22 protein-coding genes are annotated in these 23,244 nt (G+C 51.1%); 16 read left to right on the top strand and 6 right to left on the bottom strand.

Annotated elements, in window-relative coordinates; translation table 11 throughout:
* Window position 1 precedes the first annotated feature (1 nt).
* From DS731_RS16625 to DS731_RS16590, 8 genes are read left to right on the top strand one after another with little or no spacing between them, the layout of a single operon-like run.
* Entirely contained in the window at window positions 2-811 is an 810-nt protein-coding gene (locus tag DS731_RS16625) for a beta-ketoacyl synthase chain length factor (protein WP_119502387.1), read from the top strand.
* Complete coding sequence (locus DS731_RS16620) at window positions 812-2,386, top strand: NAD(P)/FAD-dependent oxidoreductase (RefSeq protein WP_119502386.1); 1,575 nt, start codon at window positions 812-814, stop codon at window positions 2,384-2,386. It begins immediately after the preceding gene.
* Window positions 2,383-2,976, top strand: a complete 594-nt coding sequence (locus DS731_RS16615; protein ID WP_119502385.1) for a hypothetical protein — start codon at window positions 2,383-2,385, stop codon at window positions 2,974-2,976. Before DS731_RS16620 ends, DS731_RS16615 begins: the two co-directional genes overlap by 4 nt.
* On the top strand, window positions 2,969-3,352 hold the full coding sequence (locus tag DS731_RS16610) for an ApeI family dehydratase (RefSeq protein WP_119502384.1): 384 nt from the start codon (window positions 2,969-2,971) through the stop codon (window positions 3,350-3,352). The genes DS731_RS16615 and DS731_RS16610 overlap by 8 nt, the downstream gene beginning before the upstream one ends.
* A complete protein-coding gene (locus DS731_RS16605) occupies window positions 3,349-4,095 on the top strand; it encodes a glycosyltransferase family 2 protein (protein WP_119502383.1) in 747 nt (248 codons plus the stop codon). The genes DS731_RS16610 and DS731_RS16605 overlap by 4 nt, the downstream gene beginning before the upstream one ends.
* A gap of 10 nt (window positions 4,096-4,105) precedes the next feature.
* Entirely contained in the window at window positions 4,106-5,107 is a 1,002-nt protein-coding gene (locus DS731_RS16600; protein ID WP_119502382.1) for an LpxL/LpxP family acyltransferase, read from the top strand.
* Window positions 5,107-5,562: an ApeP family dehydratase gene (locus tag DS731_RS16595; RefSeq protein WP_119502381.1), complete on the top strand. Its 456-nt coding sequence runs from the start codon at window positions 5,107-5,109 to the stop codon at window positions 5,560-5,562. The genes DS731_RS16600 and DS731_RS16595 overlap by 1 nt, the downstream gene beginning before the upstream one ends.
* A gap of 15 nt (window positions 5,563-5,577) precedes the next feature.
* Complete coding sequence (locus DS731_RS16590) at window positions 5,578-6,813, top strand: beta-ketoacyl-ACP synthase (protein ID WP_119502380.1); 1,236 nt, start codon at window positions 5,578-5,580, stop codon at window positions 6,811-6,813.
* Between the two features lie 97 nt (window positions 6,814-6,910).
* Here the strand turns inward: DS731_RS16590 and DS731_RS16585 are convergent, their stop codons facing one another.
* Entirely contained in the window at window positions 6,911-8,278 is a 1,368-nt protein-coding gene (locus tag DS731_RS16585; protein ID WP_119502379.1) for an AMP-binding protein, read from the bottom strand.
* A 265-nt stretch (window positions 8,279-8,543) separates the two neighbouring features.
* On the opposite strand from DS731_RS16585, the gene DS731_RS16580 reads away from it, so the two are divergent.
* The 8 genes from DS731_RS16580 to DS731_RS16545 are packed head-to-tail and all read left to right on the top strand — an operon-like array spanning window position 8,544 to window position 15,688.
* Complete coding sequence (locus tag DS731_RS16580) at window positions 8,544-9,482, top strand: chorismate transformation enzyme, FkbO/Hyg5 family (RefSeq protein ID WP_119502378.1); 939 nt, start codon at window positions 8,544-8,546, stop codon at window positions 9,480-9,482.
* Between the two features lie 52 nt (window positions 9,483-9,534).
* On the top strand, window positions 9,535-10,356 hold the full coding sequence (locus DS731_RS16575; protein ID WP_119502377.1) for a lysophospholipid acyltransferase family protein: 822 nt from the start codon (window positions 9,535-9,537) through the stop codon (window positions 10,354-10,356).
* Window positions 10,353-10,607 (top strand): acyl carrier protein, encoded by a 255-nt coding sequence (locus tag DS731_RS16570; RefSeq protein WP_119502376.1) that lies wholly within the window; start codon window positions 10,353-10,355, stop codon window positions 10,605-10,607. Before DS731_RS16575 ends, DS731_RS16570 begins: the two co-directional genes overlap by 4 nt.
* A gap of 4 nt (window positions 10,608-10,611) precedes the next feature.
* Entirely contained in the window at window positions 10,612-11,028 is a 417-nt protein-coding gene (locus tag DS731_RS16565; protein WP_119502375.1) for an acyl-CoA thioesterase, read from the top strand.
* On the top strand, window positions 11,025-11,747 hold the full coding sequence (locus DS731_RS16560) for an outer membrane lipoprotein carrier protein LolA (RefSeq protein ID WP_119502374.1): 723 nt from the start codon (window positions 11,025-11,027) through the stop codon (window positions 11,745-11,747). The genes DS731_RS16565 and DS731_RS16560 overlap by 4 nt, the downstream gene beginning before the upstream one ends.
* Window positions 11,748-11,753: 6 nt before the next feature.
* The gene (locus DS731_RS16555) at window positions 11,754-14,099 is read left to right on the top strand and encodes an MMPL family transporter (protein ID WP_119502373.1); all 2,346 of its coding nucleotides are present in this window, start codon (window positions 11,754-11,756) and stop codon (window positions 14,097-14,099) included.
* Window positions 14,092-14,823 carry a 3-oxoacyl-ACP reductase FabG gene (gene fabG / locus DS731_RS16550; RefSeq protein WP_119502372.1) on the top strand — a complete coding sequence of 244 codons (732 nt, stop codon included), beginning with the start codon at window positions 14,092-14,094 and terminating at the stop codon, window positions 14,821-14,823. Before DS731_RS16555 ends, fabG begins: the two co-directional genes overlap by 8 nt.
* 34 nt (window positions 14,824-14,857) lie before the next feature.
* On the top strand, window positions 14,858-15,688 hold the full coding sequence (locus DS731_RS16545) for a hypothetical protein (protein ID WP_150154309.1): 831 nt from the start codon (window positions 14,858-14,860) through the stop codon (window positions 15,686-15,688).
* A gap of 71 nt (window positions 15,689-15,759) precedes the next feature.
* Here the strand turns inward: DS731_RS16545 and DS731_RS16540 are convergent, their stop codons facing one another.
* The 5 genes from DS731_RS16540 to DS731_RS16520 form a co-directional block, all read right to left on the bottom strand.
* Entirely contained in the window at window positions 15,760-17,208 is a 1,449-nt protein-coding gene (locus tag DS731_RS16540) for a TolC family protein (protein ID WP_119502370.1), read from the bottom strand.
* A complete protein-coding gene (locus tag DS731_RS16535) occupies window positions 17,201-20,383 on the bottom strand; it encodes an efflux RND transporter permease subunit (protein WP_119502369.1) in 3,183 nt (1,060 codons plus the stop codon). Before DS731_RS16535 ends, DS731_RS16540 begins: the two co-directional genes overlap by 8 nt.
* 11 nt (window positions 20,384-20,394) lie before the next feature.
* A complete protein-coding gene (locus tag DS731_RS16530; RefSeq protein ID WP_119502368.1) occupies window positions 20,395-21,480 on the bottom strand; it encodes an efflux RND transporter periplasmic adaptor subunit in 1,086 nt (361 codons plus the stop codon).
* Between the two features lie 201 nt (window positions 21,481-21,681).
* Window positions 21,682-22,011, bottom strand: a complete 330-nt coding sequence (locus DS731_RS16525; RefSeq protein ID WP_119502367.1) for a hypothetical protein — start codon at window positions 22,009-22,011, stop codon at window positions 21,682-21,684.
* A 235-nt stretch (window positions 22,012-22,246) separates the two neighbouring features.
* Entirely contained in the window at window positions 22,247-23,143 is an 897-nt protein-coding gene (locus DS731_RS16520; protein ID WP_119502366.1) for a cation diffusion facilitator family transporter, read from the bottom strand.
* Window positions 23,144-23,244: the final 101 nt, after the last annotated feature.

The following is a 23,244-nucleotide window of genomic DNA, read 5'->3' as shown; positions in this document are numbered from 1 at the left end:
TATGCAGACAAAAGCACTGAAATGTAAAATTGCAGGCACCGGTGCCTGGGGCAGCTACTTTGAAAACTGGTCTGCACTTCAAGCGCTGCTCGGTGGCGCAGACTTGCCCGAAGCAAAGCTGAAAAGCCCGAAACCCGGTATTATTCCCGCCAATGAAAGACGCCGTGCCCCGTTGCCGGTTAAGTTGGCGGTTGAGAGTTCATGGCAGGCGACGCAAGATGCCGGTGTTGAGCCCAATACGCTTACCTGCGTGTTTGTCTCTGGCCTGGGCGATACCGACCTGACCGACTATATGTGCAAAACATTGGCGTCTGAACATAAAGAACTGTCTCCGACCAAGTTCCATAACTCGGTACACAACGCGCCGGCCGGCTACTGGACTATCAGTACGGGCACCATGAGCGCGGCCAATTCTGTTGCCGGATATGAAAAGTCGGTGTCGCTAACCATTCTTGAGGCCATGATTCAGTGCGAAACTGAAAACGTGCCCATGCTGCTCACGTTTTATGACGCGCCGGTGGCAGATATTCTGACGCCTGTGTTGCCTAATCAGGAAACCTTTGCGTTTTCACTGGTGATTTATCCACACGATGCCGACGTGGAAGGCAAAGTGCTTACAGCAATGGTAAATCAGCAGGAAGATGCAAGCTGGCCGGCACTCAATGCCGGCAGTACGTATCTCACAGAGATGTACGCTCAGAACCCGGCGGCAAAGGTATTGTGTGTTGCTGAGCTGTTGAATCAACCTGACGGGCAGATCACCATTCCGCTAAGCAGTGGAACCAGTCTCACTTTAGCTTGTGAAAGGTAAATGATGGATCAGACGAATACGGACATTATCATCGCCGGTGGCGGGCTGGCAGGCATGAGCCTGGCGCTGCAACTGCTTAACCGCGACGACACTTACGCCATAACTATTATTGAGAAGAACACCTTTCCGGTACACGACACCACGGCAAAAGTGGGGGAGTCTACGGTTGAAATTGGTGCGCACTACTTTACCGATGTACTTGGCTTGAAAGACCATTTCAAGGAAAAGCATCTGCGTAAGTACGGCCTCAGGCTGTTCTTCGGAAAAGTGCAAAACGACTACAGCGATTATGATGAACTGGGCGTAAGCGAGCTTTTCGGTATTCCGGCTTATCAAATTGAACGTGGCACGCTGGAAAACTACCTCTACACCATGCTGAAAGAAAAAGGCGTGGTATTTCTTGATGGCGCAGTGCCAGAAGACATTGAACTGGGCGATAAAAATCACACTGTGGTTTGCCGTCGCGGTGACGACACGATTACCGTTCAGGGGCGTTGGTTAGTCGACGCAGCGGGCCGTCAGGCGTTACTACGAAATAAGCTGAACTTGCAGACTGAAACCGGCCATCAGGGCAACGCGGTTTTCTTCCGCATCAATAAGCGAGTCATTATCGATGAATGGTCTGATAATGAAGCCTGGCAAAATCGTGTCCTCGAACCGGGCAAACGCTGGTTAAGCACCAATCATCTGATGGGCCCGGGTTACTGGGTGTGGATTATTCCCCTTGCATCCGGCGCCACCAGCTTTGGTATCGTCATGGACGATAAAGCGCTGGCCGACAGCAAAATCAGCACCTTTGAAGACACCATGGCATGGTTACAACAAGAACATCCACTGTGCGCAGAGGCCATTGAAGGGGCGGAACTGCTCGACTTTAAAGTCATGCAAGGCTATTCCTACGGCTGCAAGCAAATGTTCTCAGACTCTGGCTGGGCCATGACAGGTGAAGCCGGCGCCTTTGCTGACCCTTTCTATTCACCGGGCAGCGATTTCATCGCACTGAATAACACCTTTGTTACCCATCTTATCGAGCGTGACAGGAAAGGGCAGGACATTCGTTTTGAAGCGGCCTTGTTCCACAAGTTTTACGACTCGTTCTTTGAGAACACTCTATCAATTTACAAAGATCAGTATGGCGGTTTTGGCGATCGTAAGATGATGTCGATAAAGCTGGTCTGGGATTACACCTATTACTGGGGTGTGTTTGCCTTGCTGTTTTTCACCGACGCTATCGGCGACTTAGACACCATGCGTAAAATTACCCCGAACCTGCTGAAAACCCAGAAGCTGAATAAGAAAATGCAGATGTTGCTGGCTGAAAGAGCACAGAAGCGTTTGGTTTTACCCGCCAAAGGCAGCTTTATGGATCAATTCCTGGTGCCTTGTCTGGGCGAGCTCAACGACGTATTGAAAAACCCGGATATTGATGTGGAAATGGCACTGGAGAAGAACATTGCCATTATGCAGAAAATTGTCCCGTACTTTGAAGATATGCTGAGCGACGAAGCGACCACGCAGATTGATGATGAAGAACGGGCGGTGCTGGGCAATTACAGGCAAAGCGTGCTGGCGTGAGTGCATCACCGCGGCAGCGAGGCCCGAAGGACTTAATTCCGCTGCTCTTTGTACTCGTGTCTGTGGCTTACCCCTTTGTGGTGTGGCTTAACATCGACACGATAGACCCCCGCTGGTTCGGTGCGGTGTTACTGTTAGTGTCCATCTTCAGGCTGGTGGTTGCAGGAAGGAGTCGTAAAACCAGTGACTGGTTGATGACTGCCGTGATTGCGTTATATTGCGCCGGGGTTATATTTCTGAACAGTGAAATACTGCTGAAATGTTACCCTGTGATCATGAGCGCCGGAATGGGACTGCTGTTCCTGATTTCGTTGCTTGATGAGCACACCCTGATAGAGCGCTTCGCCCGGGCTGGTGGGCACAATCCGCCGGCACAGGCGAAAGGATATCTCAGGGCGCTGAGCCTGGCGTGGGGGCTGTTGTTGTTGCTCAATGCAGCGGTGGCCGCCTGGACAGCCTGGTTTAGCAGTTTAGCAGTATGGACACTCTACAACGGTTTACTGTCCTACCTGATTTTTGCCGTATTTGTGGTTGCTGAATTACTTTTCCGGCGCCACTACAAAAAGAAGCATAAGATTGTTGATGACTGATATACATGCGTTGAAAGCACTGTTTAACGCGCAGGAAGGGCCGGATATTACGGCCGTAAATATGGGTGAAGCGTCTGCTGAGATTACGCTTAAGGTAAGCGAAGATCTTGCCTGGTTCGACGGTCACTTTCCTGATCATAAAGTGCTGCCCGGTGTGGTGCAGATAGACTGGGCGGGAAAGCTGGCAAAAGCGTTGTTTGTCAGCGATAGCCGTTTTCATCAACTCACCAACATCAAATTCAAAACCATGGTCATGCCGGGTGCAAAGATGCAGCTCACGCTCAATCACAATGCAGCTAAAGGCAGTGTGTCGTTTCACTTCTCCAACGAAACGGACTCATTCTCCACGGGCAGTTTTAAGTTTTCCGCATCATGAAATATTGCATTATTGTTCCTCATTACAAACACGAAGTGCTGTTTGAAAAGTTTCTGCCGGCGCTGGCATCACTGAATTTACCCTGCATTGTGGTAGATGATGGCAGTGGTGAAGAAAGCGTGGCGAAGGTGGAAGCACTACTTAAACCTTACCCGGATTTTCATCTTGTCAGACACCAGACGAACCGTGGTAAAGGGGCTTCGGTGATCACCGGCTGCTATCACGCCAGTGCCCTGGGCTTTAGCCACGTGTTGCAACTGGATGCCGATGGCCAGCACAACATCGATGACGCGCAAAAACTGCTGGATTACAGTCGCTCACACCCTGATTCCTTTATTTCCGGTCAGCCTTATTTTGATAAAACCGCGCCATTCGCCAGAAAATACGGCCGTAAAATTACCGATTTCTGGGTAGCGCTGGAAACACTGTCTTTGCAAATTAAAGACGGCCTGTGCGGCTTCAGGGTGTATCCCATCAAACAAATTGAGCGGGTTTTCGATAATTACTACCTTGGCCCACGCATGGATTTCGACCCGGAATTGCTGGTGAAAGCGGTATGGGCAGGCATCGATTTGCACTTCATTCCTACTAAGGTGATTTATCACGAAAACACCGTATCCCATTTTCATTATCTGAAAGATAACCTCATGCTGATCCGGCTGCATGTACGGTTGATGTTTGGCATGCTTATTCGCTTGCCAAAACTGGTAGTCACCCGCGTTCGTGCCTTGTTGGGTAAGTAAAGAGGAAGCGATGACTACGTCAGATAAAACTTCAGAACAGCAGGCGCACTGGTCGCAAACCCGTGAAGCCGGCACCATGGCAGCCATGCGACTGGTGTTTTTTATTTACCGGCTGTGCGGCCGCAAAGTGTTTTCAATCATCATGTATCCGGTGGCGCTGTATTTTGTGCTGTGTCGTAAGGAGCAGCGTGAGGCATCGCTGCAATACCTGACCGCTCATTACCGGTTTAAGCCTGAGATCTGGCAAAGTAAGCCGGGTTACCGTCATGTGCTGCTGCATTTCAAAACCTTTGCTGAAGTGATTCTGGATAAGATGCTGGGCTGGCTGGATGAAATCTCAGAAAAAGACTTTGTACTCAGCTCGCCGGAGAATATCGAAGCCCTGCACAACGATGACAGAGGGCAGCTTATAATCGGTTCTCATTTCGGTAACCTGGAGTTTTGCCGGGGCTTTATGCACCGTTACCGCAGCAAGGTCATCAACATATTGGTTTACGACAAGCACGCCGGCAACTTCGTTAAAATGATGCAGGACGAAAATAACGAATCCCGTCTTAATGTCTTTCAGGTTGATGAGTTTGATGTCACCACCATCATGATGCTGAAGGAAAAAATTGATGCCGGCGAGTGGGTGTTCATTGCCGGCGACCGTGTTCCCCTGAGTGGCCTGGAACGCACCGTTGATGTTCAGTTTCTGGGTGAACATGCGCCACTGCCCATCGGTCCCTACATGCTTGCAAAAGCGCTGGCGTGTCCGGTTAAGCTGATGTTTGCTTATCGCTGTGAAGCGTCAGACAATAAGGTGTTGTTTGATGTGGCACCTTTGTGTGACAAATTGCAAATCAACCGCAAGACCCGCCAGCAGGACTTACAGCATTATGCGCAACAGTTTGCGTCTAAACTGGAAGAGCATTGCCTGAACGCACCGTATCAATGGTTTAATTTTTATGATTTCTGGCAGCCCGGCGACACCACGTTATTAACAGCGGTTACCACAGAGGAAGGGAAGTAATGTCGCAGGAAACCCGTTTCGACAGCCGGTTGTTTGAGTTAATTCCTCACCGTCCGCCCATGTTACTGATTAACGAAGTACTGGATGTCACCGAAACCTCATCGGCATCGCGCACGTACGTAGATGACGAAAGTCCGTTTTTTGAAGCCGGTAAGGGCGTACCTGCCTGGATTGGTCTGGAATACATGGGCCAGACTGCCGCACTCATTGCCGGTCATCAGCTCGCGCTGGGGAAAGTTACGCCGCACCTGGGGTTTCTGCTCGGAACGCGCTCATTTAAAACCCATTGCGATTACTTCGCGCCGGGTAAGTACACGGTGCGCTGTGAAGAAAAAGCGCTGGTGGGTGACGGGCTTGCAACGTTCGATTGCTTCATTGAAAATGAGCCGCAAGACGGTAGCGAAGTGCAGTGTCTGGCTACGGCGAGTTTGTCGGTATTCCGCCGGCCTGTTTAAAGAAAAGGATGTAGTTTGAATAACAATAATGACAGACGGGTTGTGATTACCGGAGCCGGTGTAGTGTCTGCACTGGGTGATGACTGGTCGCAGGTAAAATCTGCGCTTCAGTCGATGAAGTCAGCAGTATGCTATATGGAAGACTGGAAAAAGTATGACGGTCTTGGCACCTATCTGGCGGCCCCCGTCCATGACTTTGCCTTGCCTGACCACTACACCAAAAAGAAAAAACGCAGTATGGGCCGTGTTGCCCAAATGGGTGTGCTGGCGACTGAGCGGGCGCTGACTGATGCCGGCCTGACAGATGAGCCGGTGATCCGCTCTTCTGCGACGGGGGTGGCTTACGGTTCCGCCACAGGCAGCAGTGAAGCAGCACTGGAATTTGCCCCTATGCTGGAGAACTTTTCGACTTCCCGCATCAACAGCAGCACCTATCTGCGCATGATGAACCACACCGCTGCTGTTAACATCAGTGTGTATTTTGGTACTCAGGGTCGCATGTACACCACTTCGAGTGCCTGTACGGCGGGTAGCCAGGCGATTGGCTATGCGTATGAAGCCATTAAGTTTGGTCAGCAGGATGTAATGATTGCCGGTGGCGCAGAGGAATTGTGTCCCTCCCAGGCAGCGGTATTTGACACCTTGTTCGCGGCCAGCACCAAAAATGATACTCCGGAAGCCACGCCCCGGCCTTACGATCGCGATCGTGATGGTCTGGTACTGGGTGAGGGGGCGTGTACCCTTATTCTTGAATCTTACGAACATGCCAAAGCCCGTGGTGCGAACATCCTCGCAGAAGTCTCGGGTTACGCCACCAATACCGACGGCGCTTATCTGGTTAAACCTAATCCGGAAACGGTGCAACGTGTCATGGCCTCAGCCATGAAAGATGCCGGTGTAACCGCTGATGACATTGGTTATGTATCGGCACACGGTACGGCAACGCAGCATGGTGATATTGTGGAAAGCCACGCCACCTATCAGGTTGTGGGTGCTAAGCCAGTCAGTTCACTGAAAAGCTATACCGGCCATACGTTGGGTGCTTGCGGCTCATTTGAAGTGTGGGCGACCGTTAATATGATGAAAGAAAACTGGTTTGCACCCACATTGAATCTGGATAACGTTGATCCAGAGTGTGCGCCGTTGGATTACATCCGCCAGGAATGCCGCGAAATCAAAACCGATTGCTTTATGAGTAATAACCTTGCCTTTGGCGGTATCAATACCTCGTTGATTATAAAGCGGGTTTAAACGCAAAACATTGCCGGCAGAGCCGTGAAAAACAAACAAAAAGGGCGTCACGAATTTTTCGGGACGCCCTTTTTTTATTTAGCTGCCGGTACTTTGATTATCTTTTCTTTTTCAGTGAAGCATGAAGCGCATCAATGTTTTTGCGGAGCAGCTTACCGTTGGGTTCACGGGGCAACGCATCTACCACGTACACAGGTCGCGGCACAAAAGCACTGTCTACACGGGCTTGTAAAAAGCGCACTAACTCCGCTTTCTCCACGCCGGGCTTCAGCGACACAATGGCGACAAGGCGGGTAACCGGTCCGGCTGATTCAGGATGAATCACAATACCATCTTCCAGGCCCTTAAACGTCAGCAGCGTTTGATTAATGGTAAACAGTGAACCCCGTTTACCGGCAATCTTTATCAAGTCGCTTGCACGGCCAGACAACACAAAGTGATTGTCATCTTTAAATTCAATGAAATCTTGCAGTACGGTATCTGAGGGCAAATGTTCAGCGCGCACCGTGGTGGTACCGTCGTCCTGCGCAAAATCAATGCCTTCAAATTTGAACCAGGCTTGTTCTTTGGCAGAACGTCGTACCGCCATCGAACCCACTTCACTGCAACCGTAGACTTCTCTTAACGGCGCGTTGAATTTCTGCTCCACTTCGGTGGCCAGTTCAGTGGTCAGCGGGGAGGTGGCGCACAGTACGGAATGGGCGCGGACTTCAGAGGTCATGCCGGCACACAGCGCCCGCAGATGTACAGGGGTGGAAACCAGTTGTTTGGGTTCCGGCAGAGCTGCAAAGGTGTCCAGAATGTCCTGCGGGAACAGGGGTTTTGCATCACTCATGCACACTTTGCTGAATAACGGCAGCAACGCGGAAGTTTCAAAACCCCACATGTGTTGCGCCGGCATGGTGGCCAATTGATACAAGGTCTCTTCACAATCCGGGATCATGAAAGTGTAGTTGATCAGGCTGCTGCGGTGCAAGGTGCGCCAGTATTTGAGATTAGGCTTTGATTTTCCGGTAGAGCCGGAAGTGAAACTGATGCAGGCCAGAAAATCATCCGCAATGACGGGTACAGAAAAGTCGTTGCTGTCAGTCTGCGGGCATTTCACCGACAGAATATTAAATGCAGGGATAGCGGCACTGATTTCACTCCCGTCGTGAATGATAAAACAATCCCCGTAGTCCCCGTTCATCTGCTCCTGGGTGGCGATATTTTTATCCGGCGGTAACAAGGTTGTCGTGCCCCGTAGAACAGCGGCACACAGTCCCACCAGAAACAGGTAACGGTTCTCACACAGGTTAATCGCATGACCCTGACAGGTCAGAGCTTCTGCGACCTGCTTCACATGAGAAAGAAAGCGGGAGGCAGTAACCGGCCCGGTATTGAGAGCCGCAGCATCGACAGGCCGGGTCAGATAAGCAATTGTGTCTTCTGCTTCACGGGTAAAAAGGGGAAAAATATCAGGCATGAAAGAGTTATTTACTGGTGTTCACGAATGTTAACAGCCATGGTAAAGGGTGAGTCCATTCGCTTTATTTTCAATTTTCGCTAGTTTAAACTACCGCCAGATTAAAAACTAATTTTGTGTCACGGAATGATTACCTGAAGCGGCGATTAGCGGCAGGGCGCGCAGACAGGCATGGCCTTGTGTATTACCGCCGGTTTGCTGATATTTTTGCCATGTGAATGGCTGCCTCATTCCTGTTTGAAATTACACCACATCCAGTTGTCTCATGTTAAAACAGCATTTTTGTTCCACCCCCGCCAAAGCTCTGCAATCCCGTGAGGATGTTCTTGCGGTAATGCCTCTTATCAACCAGTGTGAACCTTTCGGGAATGGCCTGATTGCAACAGGGCTTGAAGAAGCGGGCTCTGAAGCAGTCAATGAAGTGTGGACGGTAAAGGGCAAAGTGACCCGTGGCCAGACCGGACGTTGTTACTGGTCTGAAACGGACGATGTAATTTGCGTTGCACACTGGCTGACAAAAGATGAATGCGGCGATATTGAGCAACACACGAAAACCGCCTACGGGGCAATTCTGGGGGTGCTGGATGAGAAAGGATTCGCGCATCCGTTCCGCTTCTGGAATTATCTGCCGGCGATAAATGCCGGTGACGGCGACCATGAGGTGTATAAAAAGTTTTGTACCGGTCGTCTGAAAGCATTTGAAGAAGCCGGTATTTCCCCTCAGGCTTTCCCCGCTGCATCAGCGTTGGGACATCATAACGATGGAGCTGTATTTTATGTTTTCGCCAGCCGGATTAAGCCGCGGCACTACAATAATCACCATCAGGTAAACGCCTACGAATACCCCCGCCAGTATGGTATTTCCAGTCCCTCATTTGCCCGTGCTACAGCATTGACACTGAATGACTCTCACTTTTTGTTTATCTCAGGAACGGCCAGCATTACAGGCCATCAGACCCTGGGAGAGGGAGATATTGAAAAGCAGCTCACTGTGACCATGGGAAATATCCGCCATTTGCTTGATACAGCGAATCCGGAGCAGTGCCCGTTGTCAGCCTTTAAAGTCTATGTCCGTCACGAAAAGGATGTCGCCTATATCCGAGACTGGCTGAGCAGCCATTACCCTGACGTTGAAGCGGTGTACACCCTGGCCGATATCTGTCGTAAAGACTTGCTGGTTGAAATCGAATGTTTCTGTGCCTGAGCCGGTACCTGCCTCTGAAACAGCCTGGCGGTTGCCGCACCGGAGCGCCGGTATGCTGTTAGCTAAACTGCGCAAAAGCTGGCAAATCCTCAGCGCCGGTGTGAGTTATTCGCTGTTTGGTGCAGGGGCGTTGCTGGTCGGTGTTTTCTTCCGGCTGATGAGTCCTGTCACCATTATTTCGCCGGCTAAAAAGCAACGCATGATCCGTTGGTGTATTCATAAAGGGTGTCTGACATTTATTCGTATCATGCGATTTTTCGGCCTTATCCGGTATTCGTTCGATGTGGACTCTATGCACAAAGCCCGCCCGGGGCACATTGTTATAGCGAATCATCCGTCACTGATTGATGTGGTGCTGCTGCTTGCCGTGAATAAGCAGATGTGTTGTTTCGTGAAAAGCGCCATTTGGGATAACTTTTTTACCGGTGCGGTGGTGCGCCAGGCCGGGTTTATACCAAACAATGCTGAGCAGGTATTACCTATGGCGGCGGCCAAACTGGAAGCCGGGGAGAATATTCTGATTTTTCCTGAAGGCACGCGGACCAAAGAAGATAACGTTTTGCGCTTTAAAAGGGGAGCTGCCAATATGGCGGTGGCCGTTAATGCCTCCATCATGCCTGTGATGATAGAGTGCTACCCCCGGGCGCTGAAAAAGGGCGATAAATGGTATGATATCCCGGAAGGCGGCCCGGCATTTACACTGCGTTCAGGTGAATTACTGGCACTGGATGACTGCATAGACACTTCGTTACCGCGACCTAAGCAGTACAGACATCTGACTCAGTTTCTGGAAAACTATTACAACAAACAGCTGTCTACAGAGACAACGGCCACGCCGGAACAGCTGGAAAATCAAAGAGGGAATGCGTTATGAATGCGGAAAAAGAAAATATCCTGGCACAGGTCAGAGACACCTTAGTAGACCTTTTCGAGCTGGAACCGGCGGAAATCGTGCCTGAAGCCCGTCTTTATGAAGACCTGGATATCGACAGCATTGATGCCGTAGATTTACTGGTTGACCTGAAAAAGACCATTAACGTAGAAATCTCTCCGTCTCAGTTCAAGCAGGTGAGAACCATACAGGACGTCGTTGACGTACTGGCTGAGTTGCCGGCGAAAGCGTAAACCGATGAAAAAAAATCGCCTGAATATCGACATTCCTTTTTTCGATGTGGATGCGTACCGCGTAGTTTGGCATGGTAACTATCCTAAATACATGGAAATGGCCCGCTGTGCGTTGTTGTCTGAAATAGGCTGCCCGTACAGTGTGATGGAAGAGCAGGGGTTCTTTTTCCCCATCGTTGATATTCAGGTGAAGTACATCAAGCCTCTGCTGTTTGAGCAAAAAGTCGTGGTGGAATCCTGGCTGACTGAATGGGAAAACCGCCTGAAAATCAGCTATGCCATTAAAGATCGTGATACCGGAGAGGTGTTCACTAAAGGCAAGACAACCCAGTTTGCGGTGGCCATGCCTGAGCAGATCACCCAGTACGAGTCTCCGGCATTTCTTACTGACGCCGTCACTACATGGATAAATAAATCATGAGCCGCCGCCCCGCGCTCATTAGTTTGCTGACAGGACTGTTGGCAGTGTGGCCGGCTATGGCAGATGCAGATCCTTCCCGGGAAGTTGAAGACAAGGCCACCGAAGAGCAGTTACTCTCTTCCATGTTTCCTTCCGGCTGTCACTTTTCCGGTCACTTCAGCCAGCAAAAATCAATGCAGGGCCTGCCTGTACCGCTTAAATCTGCCGGTGATTTTTATTATTCCTGCGATTTAGGACTGGTATGGCATACCAGCGAGCCCTTCAGTGAAGCCATATTGTATGTGAACAGCACCAACAATTTTCGGGCTGAAGACGATGGCACATTAACGCCTCTCAGCGGCGTTGCCCGTTATATTATGTCCAACATTTTCGTTCGTTTGCTGAAAGGCGACACCAGCTATTTTACTGACGAATTCGCGGTCACTCAGGAACCGGACGACACATTGTTACTCATCCCTGAAATCGAAATGATGAGAAAAGGACTGGAAGCTATCCGTATCGCCAAATCCGCGACCGGAGACGGAGATGCCCCGCAACCTGCCGTAACGATTAAAGTCACAGACGCAACCGGGCAGAATACGCAGGTGCTTATTGATCAGATTGAGGAATACAGTTTCGAGGGCAAGCGGAAAGCCTGGGAACAATGCGAAACACTGTATTCCGGTAAAACAAACTGGTGTCGCGTTCTGCTTTCACCCGCCCGCTTCGACGCATTCTGATCAACGATGATGTCGTTTTTTCTCCGGCTGTGCTTCATCGCTATCCTACTGGCCGGCGTGCTGTTTGTTGTTATCAATCCGCAGGCAGTGCAGATTGATACGAATCTCAACGACTTAAATCCGGATAAAGTACGCGACCCCGCCCTGCAACATGCGCTGGACGCGTTAACTGATGACATCAGCCAGCGTTTTATGGTGGTTGTGCAGAGCGACGACGATAAGCGCACTGAACAAGCTGCCCGTTCATTGCAAACGGCCCTGAATGTCGTGCCTGGCCTGCACGTTGCCCTTGATAATGAAATGCAGACCGCATATTTGCCTGCTATTACGCCCTTCAGGTTTAATTTCCTCAGTGCTTCTCAACGGGAAGCCCTCACCGACAAAACTCCTGAACAACTGGCCGCAGCGGCGCAGCGAAAGCTTTATCAGTTGGGAGAGGGCGTCAGACTGGTTCCCTTTGAACAGGATCCCCTCGGCTGGTTTTCAGATTACCTTATCGGGATGTCGGCACGTCTCGATCCGTCCGTGGTGGTTGAAAAGCGCACCGCAGCCGTTACGTCATTCAGCGTGAGTTTCACTGATTTTCCCGCCGGTATGGCACAGCAGTATGCTGTTTACGAACAAATCAAAGCCGCAGAGCAGGCCGTCAGTGAAGAGTTTGATGTGTCCGTGCTGCATTCCGGGATGTTCTTTTTTGCTGTGGATTCAGCGCAGTCAGCCAAAGCGGATATTCAGCTTATTGCTGCAGGCTCAATAGCCGGCGTACTGGTGCTGATGTTGCTGGTTTTCCGTTCGTTATTACCCTTAAGCCTGGCCCTTGGTTCCATTGCCGCCGGTGTTGGGGCCGGTATTCTCGCCAGCGTATGGGTATACGGTTCTGTGCATGTGCTGACCATTGTTTTCGGTGCCAGTCTGATTGGTATTGTGGTGGATTATTCACTGCACTATTTCTATCACTTCTTATCAGCAGCACAGTCTCCGGCGCAGCCAGCAAATGAGAAAGCCCGTGCCGGCGGTCATGATACCGTGTTGTACCGCGCCATGGTGCTGAGTGTGATTACATCGCTGGTGGGTTATGGTGCCCTGAGCCTGGCTGAACTTACCATTCTGAAAAAAATTGCTCTGTTTTCCTGTGCCGGGCTGGCCATGGCCTGGCTGAGCGTCATGCTGCTGGGGCCGTTAGTAGTTCGCCGTCCCATCGAAGCCAGACAGCCGTTGCTGAAAGCTGTGATCCGTTCCTGTCAACATGTGACCGCCCGACGTCCCCGCGCTCTGGCTATTGCCGGACTCGCTATGGCGGTGATGAGTGCCTTGTACCTGTACGCCGGCGGATTACAGGTGAATGACGATCCCAGACGCTTTTTCCATGTTTCTCCTGCCTTACTTGAGCAGGAGCAGGCTGTATCGGCGCTGACCCAGGTATACGAGCCCGGTCGTTATCTGCTTATCCGCGGGCAACAGCCACAACAGATTTTTGATGCACTGGACCGTTTGCTGAGCTCAGAAAGTGTGCCCCGCGATTCAGTGAGCAGCATCGCTGACTGGTTGCCTTCACCTGAAGCGCAAAAGGCGGATTATGCATTGCAGGCAAAACTTTACAGTGATGGCGGTGTGCTTGATGTATTTGCCCGCGCGCTGGGTCTACCGGCAGAGTCTGTTGCACCGGTAAAAGCGGCTTACGTTGACGGTGCCGGCAAGGTACTGGATTTTACCGGTTTGTCTGAACGAGTTGATGGCCTACCGCCGCTCTGGTCGGCAGGAAGCGGGGCCGCTGACAACAATGAAATAATCAGTTTTGCGCTTATCCGTAAAAACAGCGATTTAGCTGCCATAGAAAAAGCGGCGGCTGCCATTCCTGAAATTGACTATGTGAATACCCTGGGCAATGCCACTCTGGCACTGAAGTCCCAGCGGGAAACCGGTGCCATTCTGCTGGTCATTGCCTACGGTCTGGTCGGACTGCTGCTGGCGCTCTGGTACCGCAGCGCCGGGGTCATCCGTCTTCTGCTCATTCCTGCATCAGCCAGCCTGATTGCCGTGGCGCTGGTGCTTCTGTGCGGTCAGGCTCTCAATGTGTTTCATGTCATGGCACTGTTTCTGGTGCTGGGACTTGGCATGGATTACATCATCTTTGCCCGTGAAATGGCGGACAAACCGGACACTACCCAACAAGCAATTTTGCTGTCTGCAGTAACCAGCCTGCTGTCTTTCGGCTTGCTGGCATTCAGCGATATGCCTGTGGTTCAGGCTTTCGGCAGCATTATTCTGATTGGAAATACGATTAATTTTATTGCGGCAATAAGCCTGTTTAACGGTGAGCCTGACAAGAAGGAAAAAGGATCTCATGTCTGAACAAAAAAGAATCCTCGTCACAGGAGCAAGCAGCGGTATCGGAAAAGCCACTGCCTACAAAATGGCTGCGCAGGGGTTTGCCGTAGCGGTACATTACCGCAGCGGTAAAGACGCTGCTGCCAAAGTGGTTGAGGATATTATTGCCGGCGGCGGCAGTGCCGTGGCCCTGCAATTTGATATTGCCGACAGAGACGGCACACGTACCGCTATTGAAGCCGATATTGAACAAAACGGCGCTTATTACGGTGTGGTCTGCAATGCCGGTGTTACCCGCGATACTGCCTTTCCTGCCATGACCGGCGAAGAGTGGGATGGCGTGGTACACACCAATCTGGATGGTTTCTACAATGTGCTGCATCCGGTAATCATGCCTATGATCAGGTTGCGTCAGGGCGGACGTATTGTCACACTGTCCTCGGTTTCCGGCCTGATGGGCAACCGCGGGCAAACGAATTACAGCGCGTCTAAAGCCGGCATTATCGGTGCCACTAAAGCGCTGGCTATTGAGCTGGGTAAAAGAAAGATCACAGTAAACTGTGTTGCACCGGGCGTCATTGAAACCGGTATGATTGAAGGGGCGGTGGCAGACGAAGCGAAGAAAATGATTCCCCTGGGCACCTTCGGTCATGTGGATGATGTGGCCAATACCATCGGCTTTCTGATGTCAGATGAAGCCCGCTATATTTCCCGCCAGGTGATCAGCGTCAATGGCGGTATGTACTGATTTTGAAGTGAAGTCATCTCAACGAAATGGAGTAATGATGAGATATATAACAACAGCCGTGATGGCAATCGGATTATCGGTGAGCGCCTTGTCTTTCAGTGCAATGGCGGAATTAGGCCCTGAGGAACAGAAGCTGGCGGACATGATGCTTTCCGGCGATATGGTTCAGTTAAAAACGGCGTCAAAACGTATATTCAGTACTAAAATGGCTGATCCTGAATTACTGGATATTGCTGCGGCTATTCTGCTGAAGAAATATCCCCATGCGGTGCGCAGTGATGTGGACTCCCTGGCGTGGCTGGCACGTGCCATTGGTGCATCTGAAAATGGCCGCTACTACGGCGTGTTGTCTGAAGTGGTGGAAAACACACAGATAGATAAGCTGGAACGCCATGCTGACACCGCTCTCGACGAGTTGCCGGGTGCAGAGGGAGAGCAGTTTGTGGCTGGCATGTACACGTTACCGGAAGATCTTTACAGCAAAGAAGCCGACGCAGATGTAGTCAGTCGTCTTAAAGAGATGATGCTGGCCGGCGACCTTGCCAGTCTGAAACGGGCGGCACAGGAAATGTCATCAAAGGAACTTCGCAGCGAGGCCCTGTGTGATTTAGCCGCGGAGATATTACTGAGAAACTATGCCACAGCTCAGAAAAATCAGGCGGATACTTTTGCCTGGCTGACCAATGCTATCGGCCGCAGCGGAATGGCGCGCTACCGCGATGCATTGCGGGAAGTGGAAGAGCACAGCGAAATCAGAAAGCTGCGCCGCTATGCAGAGTCGAACCGTGATGAACTCAGTGAAGAAACAACAGAACAGTACCGCAAAGGCATGATTGATATTCCTCTGCCGGACTATGCATTCTGAGGAAATACAGCCTGAAAAAAGCGGACAACAAATTGTCCGCTTTTTTGTTTCCGGTAAGGTTTGGCTAAGCCTTAGCTGCGCCAGCCGCCGCCCAGCGACTGATACAGCTCCACCAGTGCAGTGAACTGCTCTTTGCGGGTATCAATCAGTTCACTTTTCGCTTCCAGTGACTCCCGGCGTGCCAGCAACACTTCCAGGTATTCACCACGGGCAGAGGCGAACAGTTTGTTGGCAATATTCACCGACGCTTCCAACTGTTCGATCTGGGCTTGTTTTGCTGCATAGCTGTTGCTCAGGTTATCCAGAGCAGACAAGCGGGTGGAAACCTCAGAGACTGCCCTGACAACGGTGTACTCGTATTCGTAGGCAGCCTGAATTTGCTCAGCACTGGCATTCTTATACTCAGCTTCAATTGCACGGCGGTTGATCAGCGGCGCAAAAATATCGCCGGACAGTGACCAGGCAACAGACTCCGGTGTGTCCAGAAGATACCGGGTATCAAAGGACTCCAGCCCCACACCGGCTTTCAGCGCGAAAGACGGATAGAAGTTGGCGCGGGCAACGTCGATATTCAGCTTCGCCGCCTGCAGTGTCAGCTCAGCCTCACGAATATCGCTGCGGTTGGCAAGCAGTTCTGACGGCACGCCGGCAGAGGGCTTTGTCAGTGATGCTGTCATCAGACGTTCAGCGTTACGCGCAATGGGCTGGGGAGGCCGACCCAGCAGCAAATTAAGCTTGTTCTCAGTGGCAGCAATTTCCTGCCTGACCTGATACCGCTCGCTCTTATTCTTATTCACTTCTGCCGCAAAGCGGGTGAGTGGTAAAGACGAAGAGCGGCCATAGTGCTTAAGTTGCTCAAGGGTATTGAGCACATGTTGCTGAATATCGATATTGGCATCCAGATTCGCAAGATGGTTATCCAGCGCCAGCAACTCGTAGTAAGTGCGGGCCACTTCCGCCACCATTTCAGTGACAAAGAACTTGCGGCTTTCAATACTGGCGAGATATTCCAGTGACGCCACCTTAGAGGCGTCACGGAGTTTATGCCAGACATCCAGCTCCCAGGAAGCATTGAGGCCAAGGCGCAGATTCGCCAGCGGATCAGGAAATTCCCTCTCTTCGCGTATAGCCAGCTGTTTTTCCACTGCGCCGTCACGGGTATATTCACCGGCTTTTTCCACGCCGGCTTCAGCACCGGCAGACACCTGAGGCAGGTATTCCCCTTCTCTGGCATAGACCTCATTGGCCGCCATATTAATACGCTGCAGCATCATGGCGACTTCCTGATTATTTGCCAGCGCAGTGTCTACCAGCGCAATGAGATCCGGGTCATTAAACCAGTCTTCCCAGTTTATATTCACCGGCGTCTCTGTCGTTTCAGGAGTGAATTGTTCCGGCATCGCCACACTGGCGTCACGGGTTTCGATGTCAGGTATGGCACAACCCTGCAGCAGTAAAGCCGCACTTACCGCGACAACAAGCGGTTTCAGACTAAGGGTAAAACAGCGTGATTTAGTCATTGTCACTTTCCTTATCGTTGTAGTGGTAAGTTTCGGTGAAGGGCAGCTGGTCTTCATTTTTGATGAGGGATTTGCCGTCGCCCAGTTTGGCGAATAAATAGTAAAGGCCGGGGATCACCAGCACGCCGAAGACCGTACCTGTTACCATGCCGCCCAGAGCAGATGAACCGATTGTACGGTTGCCCACTGCACCGGCACCGGTAGCGATAACCAGCGGGATCAGGCCGGCAACAAAGGCGAAGGAGGTCATCAGAATTGGCCGGAACCGGGCGGTTGCCGCTTCCACTGCCGCCTCTTTAATAGACAAGCCCTGTTCTTTTTTCTGCACGGCGTATTCCACAATCAGTACGGCGTTTTTACCCAGCAGACCTACCAGCATAACAAGACCGAGCTGGGCATAAACATCGTTTGCCAGTCCCATCATTTTAAGCATGGCCAGCGAGCCGAAAATACCGGTTGGCAAGGCAAGAATAACGGCAAAGGGTAACAGCAGACTCTCGTATTGCGCTGCCAGTACAATGTACACAAACAGCAGTACCACCACGAAAATCACCACCGCTTCATTGCCCCGTCTGGCTTCATCAAATGACAAACCTTCCCAGCCAATGTCGTAGCCCCGTGGTAGCGTTTCCGCTGCCACTTCTTCCACAGCCTTAATGGCATCTGCAGAGGTGTAACCGGCAGCCGGTTCAGCACGGATGGCCGATGAGGTATACAGGTTGTAGCGGGTGATCTCGTTAGGACCTTCGGTTTTGATTAATTTCATAAACGCAGAGTAGGGCACCATTTCCCCTTCTTCATTTCGCACATAGTAATCCAGCAGATCGCTGGGATAACGGCGGTATTCAGGAGCTGCCTGAGTGTACACTTTGAAGAAGTTATTGAAGCGGGTGAAACCCTGCTCATAAGTACTGCCGATCAGGATATCGAGGTTTTCCATTGCCGCTTTAATTGAAACACCTTTTTGCATGGCGGCCTGGTTGTCGATTTCTATTTTGTACTGGGGATAATCAGCGGCATAGAAGGTAAACAGCCCTTTGAGCTCTTTGCGCTTACCCAGTTCAGCCATGAAGTCTTTGTTGATGTCATCGAATTCATGGTAATCCGTGGTGTTGGTCTTATCCAGCAGACGGAACGACAGGCCGGATGAGGCACCGTAACCCGGCACAACAGGAGGTTCGAAATACTCAATGACCGCACCGAGGTGGTGGGCCTTCTCTTCCAGTTCCTCAATGATTTCCGGAATAGTCTGCTCACGGTCTGCCCAGTCCTTAAGGTTAATCAGACAGGTACCGGCGTTGGAACCCCGTCCTTCTGTCAGGATTTCATAGCCTGCCAGCGAAGATACCGAAGACACGCCTTCAATTTCCAGCGCCATTTCCTGCAATTCTCTGGCAACTTTATTGGTTGCTTCCAGTGTACTGCCGGGGGGCGTCTGGATAATGGCGTAGATTTGTCCCTGATCTTCACCGGGAATAAAACCTGCCGGTAAGTTAGCGTTTACTCCCACGGTACCGGCAACAAAGGCTACCAGTAAAACGGCGGTTACCGTGCGGCGGGTAACCACAGCCCGTACCAGACTCGTGTAGCGACCGGTAACTTTATCAAACACGCGGTTAAAGCTGTTAATGAACATACTTACCGGCGTGCGTTTCTGTGGCTGACCATGATGATTCTTCAGCAACATGGCGCACAATACCGGGGTCAGTGACAGCGCCACAATACAGGAAATGATAATGGCAGATGCCATGGTAATGGAGAACTGACGGTAGAATACGCCCACCGGACCGGTCATAAAGATAAGCGGAATAAACACCGCCACCATCACCAGGGTAATAGCAATAATTGCACCGCCCATTTCGCCCAGTACCTGCCGGGTGGCGTTGTAGGGCGTGATGGCTGCATCATCTTCCATCTTGGCATGCACGGCTTCCACCACCACAATGGCGTTATCCACCACAATCCCGATAGCCAGAACCATCGCAAACAGGGTGATAAGGTTGATGTTGACGTCGAAGGCCTGCATACAGAAAAAGGTACCAATCAGCGATACCGGTACGGCGATGATGGGAATGAGGGTAGAGCGCCAGTCTCCGAGGAAAATAAACACCACCAGAGATACCAGCACAAATGCTTCGGCCAGCGTATGCAGTACCTGCTCAACAGACGCATCAAGGAATTTGGATACATCGTAGTTGATTTCGTATTCCATGCCCGGCGGGAAGGTATCCTGCAGCTCTTCCATTTTGGCTTTCACCTGCTCAATCACATCACTGGCGCTGCTGCCGTAACTTTGTTTAAGCACAATGGCTGCTGAGGGATAGCCGTCTTTGTTGGAGTAAATATCAAAGAATTCACTGCCCAGTTCCACGTCGGCTACATCACCCAGTTTCAGCAATTTACCGTCGGAGTCTGCGCGGATAATGATATTCTTGTATTCTTCCGGTTTGTTGTACCGGCCTTCATACACCAGTACATATTCCTTGGACTGGGCACTTAACCCTGAGCTCCGTCCCAGACGGCCCGGCCGTCCTATCAGGCTCTGCTCGTCCATGGCCTCCATAATTTCCTCGGTGGAAATATTGTAGGCCCGCATGCGGTCAGGTTTCAGCCACACACGCATGGCGTACTGACGGCTACCCAGAATTTTAGCGCTGGCGATACCGTTCACACGCTGAATTTCAGGAATGATATTGATGTTGGAATAGTTATAGAGAAACTTTTCATCCGCATCTTTATCCGTGCTGAACACGTTGATATACATCAGCATGCTGGGTTGCACGCGGTTTACCACCACCCCTTCAAGCTGAACGAGTTGCGGCAGACGGTTTTTGATCTGATCAAGCCGGTTCTTCACGTTCATCAGTGCCTGATTAGGATCTACACCCAGCTCGAAAATAACCTGAATTGTGGCTTCACCGGCGCTGGTGGCGTCAGACACAATGTACTTCATGCCCGGCACACCGTTAATGGATCGCTCAATAGTAACCAGAGAGGACTTTACCAGCACATCAGCATTGGAACCCGGGTATGCCAGAGAGATCAGCACCCGTGGCGGGGCAATATCCGGATACTGGGATGTAGGTAAAGAAAAAATCGACAATACGCCCAGAAACACAATCATGAGCGACAGCATAATGGCCATGACAGGCCGCTTTATAAAAACTCCAAACATAATCGCGACCTTTACTCTGCTGCCAGCTCAAGGCTGTCGAAGACTTCTTCAGGAGACACCATGTCTGCTTCGATTTGCTGACCGTCCCTTACGCGGCGTAATCCGTCGATAAGCACGGTGTCACTCTCTTCCAGTCCGCTTGCCACAATGAATACATGGGGAAGTTCTGCGGCAATCTGAATGTGTCTGGTGTGCAGAGTATTATTGTCGTCAACGACGTAAACATAGGTCTGATCGAGTATGTCGAAAGTGGCTTTTTGCGGGATCAGCACGCTGTCAGGATAGTCAACGTCCATCAGTACGTTACCTGTTTGTCCGTGACGCAGCAGGCCATCGGGATTCGGGAACGAAGCCCGCATTTCTATGGTACCTGTGGTGTTGTCAAAGTCTGCTTCAATGGTATCGATATGGCCGGGTTGTTCGTACACCGAGCCGTTAGCCAGTTTCAGCCGCACAGTGGTTTCAGTGATATCCTGACCGCGCTGAACATAATCCAGATACTGAGATTCCGGCATATTGAAATACACCCACATGGTGCTGAGATCAGATAAGGTGGTGAGCAATTCACCTTCATCCAGCAGGCTGCCGGTACGGGCTTCAAGGTGGTCCATTTTGCCGGTGAACGGCGCGCGGATATCGGTAAAATCCAGGTGGGTTTGTGCCAGCGCTACCTCTGCAAGGGCTTTGTCATACCCGGCTTTGACGACTGCCAGTTCAGTATCAGACACAATATCCTGCGATTGCAGCGAACGGGTATTTTCGTATTCCACTCTGGCGGCTTCCGCCTCTGCCTGTGCCTTGTGTAGCTCGGCTTCATAGACTGCCGGCATAATTTTGAACATAGGCTGACCGGCTTTTACCGTTTGCCCTTCATCCACAAAGGTGTTTTGCAGATAGCCTTTTTCCATGGCACGGACTTCGATGTGCTGAATGGCCCGGATTTGACTGACATACTCTTTCACTGTTGTGTTGTTCTGACGCAGAGGATGGGTGACATCAAACTCTACAGTTTGTTCATGGCCAGCGGTTTCATCGTGACCGCAACCGCCAAGCAGCGCCGTCACTACACTTAAAGTCAGGATTGTTCTCGTTTTCATAGATCACTATTTTTATGGTTATTGCGCCTGCGCAGGGACATGCGCAGGCACGACGCGGCCCCGTCACACACTCAGAGTGTGTGGCGAAGAAAAGGCCGCAGAAATCCATCCGGTCAGAAATGGGATCTGTCCGGACTTGCCTGTGAGAAAAATATTGTTGAAGTGTCCCCGGAGCAGTGCGCAGGCACAATTCCGGAATGATTACGCGTAGGGCGGCGCCCGGGGCGGAGGTAACTTGTAGCGGTAGGTGGACGGGGTGGTGAAGTGAGAGGGCCTGACGGAGACAAGCGCCGGAGCGCAGGCAGAAACAGTGAGAACTTCTGTGACCGGCGGAGACGGGTCCGGTTGCTCTTCATCTGTATTATCGACTTCAAAACCCAGCGTACACATAGAGGCATCCACATGGGATGTCGTGACGGTGGTGAGGTAAACCTGTTTGTTTTCAATCAGAAATGCGCAGAACACCAGCAGCAGTAAAGCGGGAAGCTTTTGCCGGATAAATTGTTCGCGAAATTGCTGAAAATTTAACATGTTGAGTAGGTTACCACTAAAAAAAGCGCCGCAAATCCTACGCATTGCTGTACTGGCTGACAAGCAGATGTGAGATAACCTGAGGATTTTGAGGGTTACTTTATCGCAGGAGGAAAAGATTAACGGGAGTTGTAAATGTAACGCTGCCAGCTTGTTAAAATGCTGGCAGGTAAACAAGCTGGCGGGATTGAGCCATCTCCGGCATGGCTCAGTCAGTCAGACAACCGCCGGCAACTTAGCCGGCGATATTCACTGTGATTTGCAGTTTAAGGGGCAAGTCAGACAGCTTTTCGCGGATGGTTTCGCGGGTTTGCTCGATATCTTTTACGCGGATAACATCACTGTTATCAGGATAAAAATCGACATCTACCCACAACTCGCGACCGACTTTTGCTACACCGGATAATTCAATTTCCTGATCTGATTCTTCAACCGCAGCGGCCACGCTTTCATCAATGGTTTGACGAAGCTCTTCTGCAGGCGCCATTAAGAACAGCTCACGCATTGCTGACATCAGCATCGTAAAAGGCACTTTGATGAAGAACGCTGATATCGCTAACATCATCACCGGGTCCGCATACACCGCGAAAGAGGCAAGGGGACTGAGTGATAACAACCAGGCAATCACAAATCCTGCTGTCACCGCTACACTCAATAATGTGTCCATCTGCCACTGACTGGCTTCAGCTTCAATCAGGCCGGATGACACACGTTTGTTCTTCGCAGCCACGTACCACCACACAAAAGCACAACCAATCACGTTAACCACACCGAATACGGTAGCGACTGACGCATCGACTTCATGGCCCCCTGTCAGCAGTGAAACAATGGCGGAGTATAGGGAATAACCGACAACCAGCAGGATCACCGCACCTTTTACAGCTATGACGGCCGGTTCAAAAATGGCACGGCCAAAGGTGAAGCGGTCACAGGACGGGCGCATAATGAACCGGGAAGCTGCCAGCGACAATAAAGTTAACAGCAGGCTTACCAGTGAATACACGCCGTCGAAAACAATAACCATTGAGTCAACAAACAGTCCGACCATCAGGCCAGCAACGGCAAAAAGGCCGGCAAAAAGGGCTGAAAGTGTCAGTGTTTGCTTTTCGTTATTACGGGTAAGGGCACACATGGGAAAGATAACCTCTGAAAAATCTGCGCTAATTTTCGCCCGGTGGCGGTAATTTACAATGACGATTTGGTCGTGTGATGGTGGGGTGACAGAGGTGTTTT

Source organism: Alteromonas sp. RKMC-009, from assembly GCF_003584565.2.
GTDB lineage: Bacteria > Pseudomonadota > Gammaproteobacteria > Enterobacterales > Alteromonadaceae > Alteromonas.
The sequence above is the reverse complement of the archived record's forward strand: the minus strand, read 5'-3'. Positions and strand labels throughout refer to the sequence as shown.

What these genes read in the sequence shown, in the direction of transcription:
- DS731_RS16625 (WP_119502387.1), top strand. Translation starts at nt 2, where the DNA reads ATGCAGACAAAAGCACTGAAATGTAAAATTGCAGGCACCGGTGCCTGG.
- DS731_RS16620 (WP_119502386.1), top strand. Translation starts at nt 812, where the DNA reads ATGATGGATCAGACGAATACGGACATTATCATCGCCGGTGGCGGGCTG.
- DS731_RS16610 (WP_119502384.1), top strand. Translation starts at nt 2,969, where the DNA reads ATGACTGATATACATGCGTTGAAAGCACTGTTTAACGCGCAGGAAGGG.
- DS731_RS16605 (WP_119502383.1), top strand. Translation starts at nt 3,349, where the DNA reads ATGAAATATTGCATTATTGTTCCTCATTACAAACACGAAGTGCTGTTT.
- DS731_RS16600 (WP_119502382.1), top strand. Translation starts at nt 4,106, where the DNA reads ATGACTACGTCAGATAAAACTTCAGAACAGCAGGCGCACTGGTCGCAA.
- DS731_RS16595 (WP_119502381.1), top strand. Translation starts at nt 5,107, where the DNA reads ATGTCGCAGGAAACCCGTTTCGACAGCCGGTTGTTTGAGTTAATTCCT.
- DS731_RS16585 (WP_119502379.1), bottom strand. Translation starts at nt 8,278, where the DNA reads ATGCCTGATATTTTTCCCCTTTTTACCCGTGAAGCAGAAGACACAATT.
- DS731_RS16580 (WP_119502378.1), top strand. Translation starts at nt 8,544, where the DNA reads ATGTTAAAACAGCATTTTTGTTCCACCCCCGCCAAAGCTCTGCAATCC.
- DS731_RS16575 (WP_119502377.1), top strand. Translation starts at nt 9,535, where the DNA reads ATGCTGTTAGCTAAACTGCGCAAAAGCTGGCAAATCCTCAGCGCCGGT.
- DS731_RS16570 (WP_119502376.1), top strand. Translation starts at nt 10,353, where the DNA reads ATGAATGCGGAAAAAGAAAATATCCTGGCACAGGTCAGAGACACCTTA.
- DS731_RS16565 (WP_119502375.1), top strand. Translation starts at nt 10,612, where the DNA reads ATGAAAAAAAATCGCCTGAATATCGACATTCCTTTTTTCGATGTGGAT.
- DS731_RS16560 (WP_119502374.1), top strand. Translation starts at nt 11,025, where the DNA reads ATGAGCCGCCGCCCCGCGCTCATTAGTTTGCTGACAGGACTGTTGGCA.
- DS731_RS16555 (WP_119502373.1), top strand. Translation starts at nt 11,754, where the DNA reads ATGATGTCGTTTTTTCTCCGGCTGTGCTTCATCGCTATCCTACTGGCC.
- fabG (WP_119502372.1), top strand. Translation starts at nt 14,092, where the DNA reads ATGTCTGAACAAAAAAGAATCCTCGTCACAGGAGCAAGCAGCGGTATC.
- DS731_RS16545 (WP_150154309.1), top strand. Translation starts at nt 14,858, where the DNA reads ATGATGAGATATATAACAACAGCCGTGATGGCAATCGGATTATCGGTG.
- DS731_RS16540 (WP_119502370.1), bottom strand. Translation starts at nt 17,208, where the DNA reads ATGACTAAATCACGCTGTTTTACCCTTAGTCTGAAACCGCTTGTTGTC.
- DS731_RS16535 (WP_119502369.1), bottom strand. Translation starts at nt 20,383, where the DNA reads ATGTTTGGAGTTTTTATAAAGCGGCCTGTCATGGCCATTATGCTGTCG.
- DS731_RS16530 (WP_119502368.1), bottom strand. Translation starts at nt 21,480, where the DNA reads ATGAAAACGAGAACAATCCTGACTTTAAGTGTAGTGACGGCGCTGCTT.
- DS731_RS16525 (WP_119502367.1), bottom strand. Translation starts at nt 22,011, where the DNA reads ATGTTAAATTTTCAGCAATTTCGCGAACAATTTATCCGGCAAAAGCTT.
- DS731_RS16520 (WP_119502366.1), bottom strand. Translation starts at nt 23,143, where the DNA reads ATGTGTGCCCTTACCCGTAATAACGAAAAGCAAACACTGACACTTTCA.